Here is a 3,978-nt window from a genome sequence, read left to right on the forward strand (position 1 = left end):
GAAAGATAAAAACCGGGAAACGGAGTCCCCGCCATGCCCGTCCTGCTCAAAGGCTCCTGCCGCTGCGGCGCCGTCCGCTTCGAGGTGGAAAGCCACACGCCCGTGCCGTTCATGCTCTGCTACTGCTCGATCTGCCGCAAGCAGCAGGGCGGCGGCGGTTTCGCCATCAATCTCGGCGCCGACTACGAGACGATGAACATCAGGGGCAAGCGCAGCCTCGGCGTCTACCGCGCCGAGATCGAGGATGATGAGCACCCGCATTGCGAGGTCTCGACCGGCGAGCGCAATTTCTGCCGCAAATGCGGCTCGGCGCTCTGGCTCTACGACCCGACCTGGCCGGAGCTTGTGCATCCTTTCGCCTCGGCGATCGACACCGACCTGCCGAAACCGCCGGAAAAGGTGCATCTGATGCTGAAATACAAGGCGAACTGGGTCGAGCCCGTGGTCGGCAAGAACGATAAGGTATTCGACATCTATCCGGAGGAATCGATCGCCGACTGGCACAAGCGCACAGGCATGTGGGTCGATTAGCTTTCTTCTCCCCGTTCTACGGGCAGGAGATGGCGGCAGCCAGATGAGGGGCAGCGCCAGCGTCGAACAGGGTGAAATTACCCCTCATCCGGCCCTTCGGGCCACCTTCTCCCCGTAAACGGGGCGAAGGAAGAGCTCAGGAGGCCCGCGCTTCAGCCAGCGCCTTCAAGTCCGCCGGCTTCAATTCGACGGATTCGCCGCAGCCGCAGGCCGAGCTCTGGTTCGGGTTCTTGAAGGTGAAGCCGGTGCGCAGCGTCGTCTGCTCGAAATCCATCTCGGTGCCGAACAGGAAGAGCGCCGCTTCCGGCGCGACATAGACATGCGCGCCGTCACGCTCGATATGGTCGTCCTTGGGATTCGGCTCGGTCACCAGGTCGATGGTGTATTCCATGCCGGCACAGCCGCCCTTCTTGATGCCGAGGCGGATGCCATGCGCGTTGTCGCGCGCGGCCACGATCTCGCGCACGCGGTCGGCGGCCTTGTCGGTCATCGTGATGACGGCGAAGCGTCCCATATTCTTCCTTCTCCATTCCCTGCAGGTTCAAGGCCTGCCGAATGATTCTCACCTAAAATGGTGAAGTTTTACCACCGGCGCAAGGGCGCCAGCCTGTGCCTGCCTAGTACCACCCCACCGCGACCTGCGCCTCTTCCGACATCCGGTCGGGCGTCCAAGGCGGGTCGAACACCATTGAGACCTCGACGCCGGACACGCCTTCGACGGCGCCCACGGCGTTCTCGACCCATCCGGGCATTTCGCCGGCCACCGGGCAGCCCGGCGCGGTCAGCGTCATGTCGATCTTGACAGACCGGTCGTCCTCGATGTCGATCTTGTAGACGAGGCCGAGCTCATAGATGTCGGCCGGGATTTCCGGGTCGTAGACCGTCTTCAGCGCCGACACGATGTCGTCGGTCAGCCGCGCCAGCTCGTCGGCGGGGATCGCCGAGGCCGAGACGATGCCGTTGCCGGCCGTTTCCGGAACAGTCTCTGCGGTCGCGCTCACATCGTCCATGATCATCACCCGAAGAACTTTCGCGCCTTTTCCAGCGCCTCGGCCAAAGCGTCCACTTCGGCCCTGGTATTATACATGCCGAACGATGCCCTGCATGTGGAGGTGACGCCGAAGCGTTTCAACAGCGGCTGGGCGCAATGCGTGCCGGCACGGACAGCGACGCCCTGCCGGTCGATCACCATCGACACGTCATGCGCGTGGATGCCCTGCAATTCGAACGAGATGATGGCGCCCTTGCCGGGCGCGTCACCGAAGATGCGCAGCGAGTTGATCGCACGCAGCCGCTCATGCGCGTAGGCCTTCAGATCCGCCTCGTGTGCCGCGATGCGCTCGCGGCCGACCTTTTCCATGTAATCGAGCGCAGCGCCCAGGCCGATCGCCTGCACGATCGGCGGCGTGCCGGCCTCGAAACGGTGCGGCGGCTCGTTGTAGGTGACGATGTCTTCCGTCACCTCCTCGATCATCTCGCCGCCGCCCATGAAGGGGCGCATCTCTTCCAGCCTGTCCTTCTTGCCGTAGAGCACGCCGATGCCTGACGGGCCGTAGACTTTGTGGCCGGTGAAGACGAAGAAATCGCAGCCGAGATCCTGCACGTCGATAGGCATGTGCACCGCGCTCTGGCTGCCGTCGACGAGCACGGGAATTCCACGCGAATGCGCTATGCGCACGATCTCCTTGATCGGCGTCACCGTTCCCAGCGCATTGGACATCTGCGTGATGGCGACCAGCTTGGTGCGGTCGGTCAGGCGCTTTTCGAATTCCTCGATATGGAAGGCGCCGAGATCGTCGACCGGCACCCAGACAAGCTTGGCGCCCTGCCGCTCACGGATGAAATGCCACGGCACGATGTTGGAATGGTGCTCCATGATCGAGAGCACGATCTCGTCGCCCTCGCCGATCCGCGGCATGCCCCAGCCATAGGCGACCGTGTTGATCGCCGACGTCGTGTTCGAGGTGAAGACTATTGTGTCCGTGCTCGGCGCGTTGAGAAACCGCTGCACCGACTTGCGCGCATTCTCATAGGCGTCGGTCGCTGCGTTCGACAGGAAATGCAGGCCGCGATGGACGTTGGCGTATTCCTGGGAATAGGCGTGCTGGATCGTGTCGAGCACCACCTGCGGCTTCTGCGCCGAGGCGCCATTGTCGAGATAGACCAGCGGCTTGCCGTAGACCTGGCGCGACAGGATCGGGAAGTCGCGGCGGATCGCCTCGACGTCATAGGGAGCGGTTTCGATCTTCTGGTCCATTTCCAAGTCCTTGCCGGCCAAGGCCGCGATCCTTCCAACACCCCTCATCCGTCTTGGCGCTCCGCGCCAATCCACCTTCTCCCACAAGGGGAGAAGGGAAGCGCGCTAGCCGTGCGTCGAAAACCAGCCGTCGAGCCGCTCTTCGAGCGCTTCGACCAGCGCCTCGTCGTCCAGTTCCTCGATCACTTCGGCGACGAACGCCTTCACCAGAAGGCCTCGCGCCGACTTCTCGTCGATGCCGCGCGCCATCAGGTAGAACAGATGGTTGTGGTCGATCTCGGTGACGGTCGCGCCATGGCCGCAGACGACGTCGTCGGCGAAGATTTCCAGCTCCGGCTTGGTCGAGAACTCGCCGTCGTCCGACAGGAGCAGCGTGTTGCAGGCCATCTTGGCGTTGGTCTTCTGCGCGTATTGATGCACGTTGATGCGGCCCTGGAACACGCCGCGCGCCTTGCCGGTCACGACATTGCGGATCACTTCCGTTGAGGTCGTGTGCGGCACGGCATGGTCGAGCACCATGGTGGTGTCGGTATGCGTGTCGCCGGCCAGAAGGTTGATGCCGCGCAATTTGAAATCGGCGCCCTCGCCCGTGGTCCTGACGACGACCTCCTGGCGCACCAGCTTGCCGCCGGCATTCATCACGAACAGCGTCAGCTTGGCATCCTTGCCGATATGCGCCTTGAACTGAGCGAGATGCGTTGCCGTGTCCGGCTGCTCCTGCACGATCAGCCAGGTCACTTCCGCACCATCGCCGACCACGAGCTGGCTGACCGAAGAGACGAGCGCCTCATCGCCCTCGCTACCCTCGCCCGCCTGGCGCTCGACGACGATCGCCTTGGCGCCGGCGCCGACACGCGCCAGGAGGCGCACATGCGACTGGCCGCCGGCCTGCAGGTTCTGCAATTCGACGGGCTTTTCCAGCACGGCGCCGTCGGCGATGTCGACGAAATAGCCGTCGGCGACGAAGGCGGTGTTCAAAGCGCCGATCGCGTCGTCGTCGCCATAGGGATCAAGCCCGGGCGCGACGCTGCCGTCGGTCAGCTTCTCCGACAGGCGCTGCACGGTGACGCCGTCGATCTCCGGCAGCTTCGTCTGTGAGACTCCGTTCAGCACAGGCAGCACGGCCGACCCTTCAAGAACCGGCGCAAGCGCCTTGGCCACGGCGCCGGCCTCGAAAGCCGGAACCGAGG

General features: G+C 63.8%; 5 protein-coding genes. 1 reads left to right on the top strand and 4 read right to left on the bottom strand.

From position 1 onward, the window contains the following. Nucleotides 1-33: 33 nt before the first annotated feature. Complete coding sequence (locus EOD07_RS25500; protein WP_127237389.1) at nt 34-531, top strand: GFA family protein; 498 nt, start codon at nt 34-36, stop codon at nt 529-531. A gap of 136 nt (nt 532-667) precedes the next feature. Here EOD07_RS25500 and sufA read toward each other — a convergent pair whose 3' ends face one another. The 4 genes from sufA to sufD form a co-directional block, all read right to left on the bottom strand. After that, nucleotides 668-1,045, bottom strand: a complete 378-nt coding sequence (gene sufA / locus EOD07_RS25505; RefSeq protein ID WP_127237390.1) for a Fe-S cluster assembly scaffold SufA — start codon at nt 1,043-1,045, stop codon at nt 668-670. 103 nt (nt 1,046-1,148) lie between these two features. Continuing rightward, nucleotides 1,149-1,541: an SUF system Fe-S cluster assembly protein gene (locus EOD07_RS25510; protein ID WP_040995632.1), complete on the bottom strand. Its 393-nt coding sequence runs from the start codon at nt 1,539-1,541 to the stop codon at nt 1,149-1,151. Between the two features lie 5 nt (nt 1,542-1,546). After that, nucleotides 1,547-2,788, bottom strand: a complete 1,242-nt coding sequence (locus EOD07_RS25515; RefSeq protein WP_127237391.1) for a cysteine desulfurase — start codon at nt 2,786-2,788, stop codon at nt 1,547-1,549. A gap of 105 nt (nt 2,789-2,893) precedes the next feature. After that, nucleotides 2,894-3,978, bottom strand: a 1,085-nt coding sequence (gene sufD, locus EOD07_RS25520) for a Fe-S cluster assembly protein SufD (RefSeq protein WP_127237392.1), incomplete at its 5' end; no start/stop codon positions are given.

The sequence above is a fragment of the Mesorhizobium sp. M2C.T.Ca.TU.002.02.1.1 genome, from assembly GCF_003997225.1.

Bases quoted from the DNA above. Each gene is read 5' to 3' on its own strand.
- EOD07_RS25515 (WP_127237391.1), bottom strand. From the start codon at position 2,788: ATGGACCAGAAGATCGAAACCGCTCCCTATGACGTCGAGGCGATCCGC.
- EOD07_RS25500 (WP_127237389.1), top strand. From the start codon at position 34: ATGCCCGTCCTGCTCAAAGGCTCCTGCCGCTGCGGCGCCGTCCGCTTC.
- EOD07_RS25510 (WP_040995632.1), bottom strand. From the start codon at position 1,541: ATGGACGATGTGAGCGCGACCGCAGAGACTGTTCCGGAAACGGCCGGC.
- sufA (WP_127237390.1), bottom strand. From the start codon at position 1,045: ATGGGACGCTTCGCCGTCATCACGATGACCGACAAGGCCGCCGACCGC.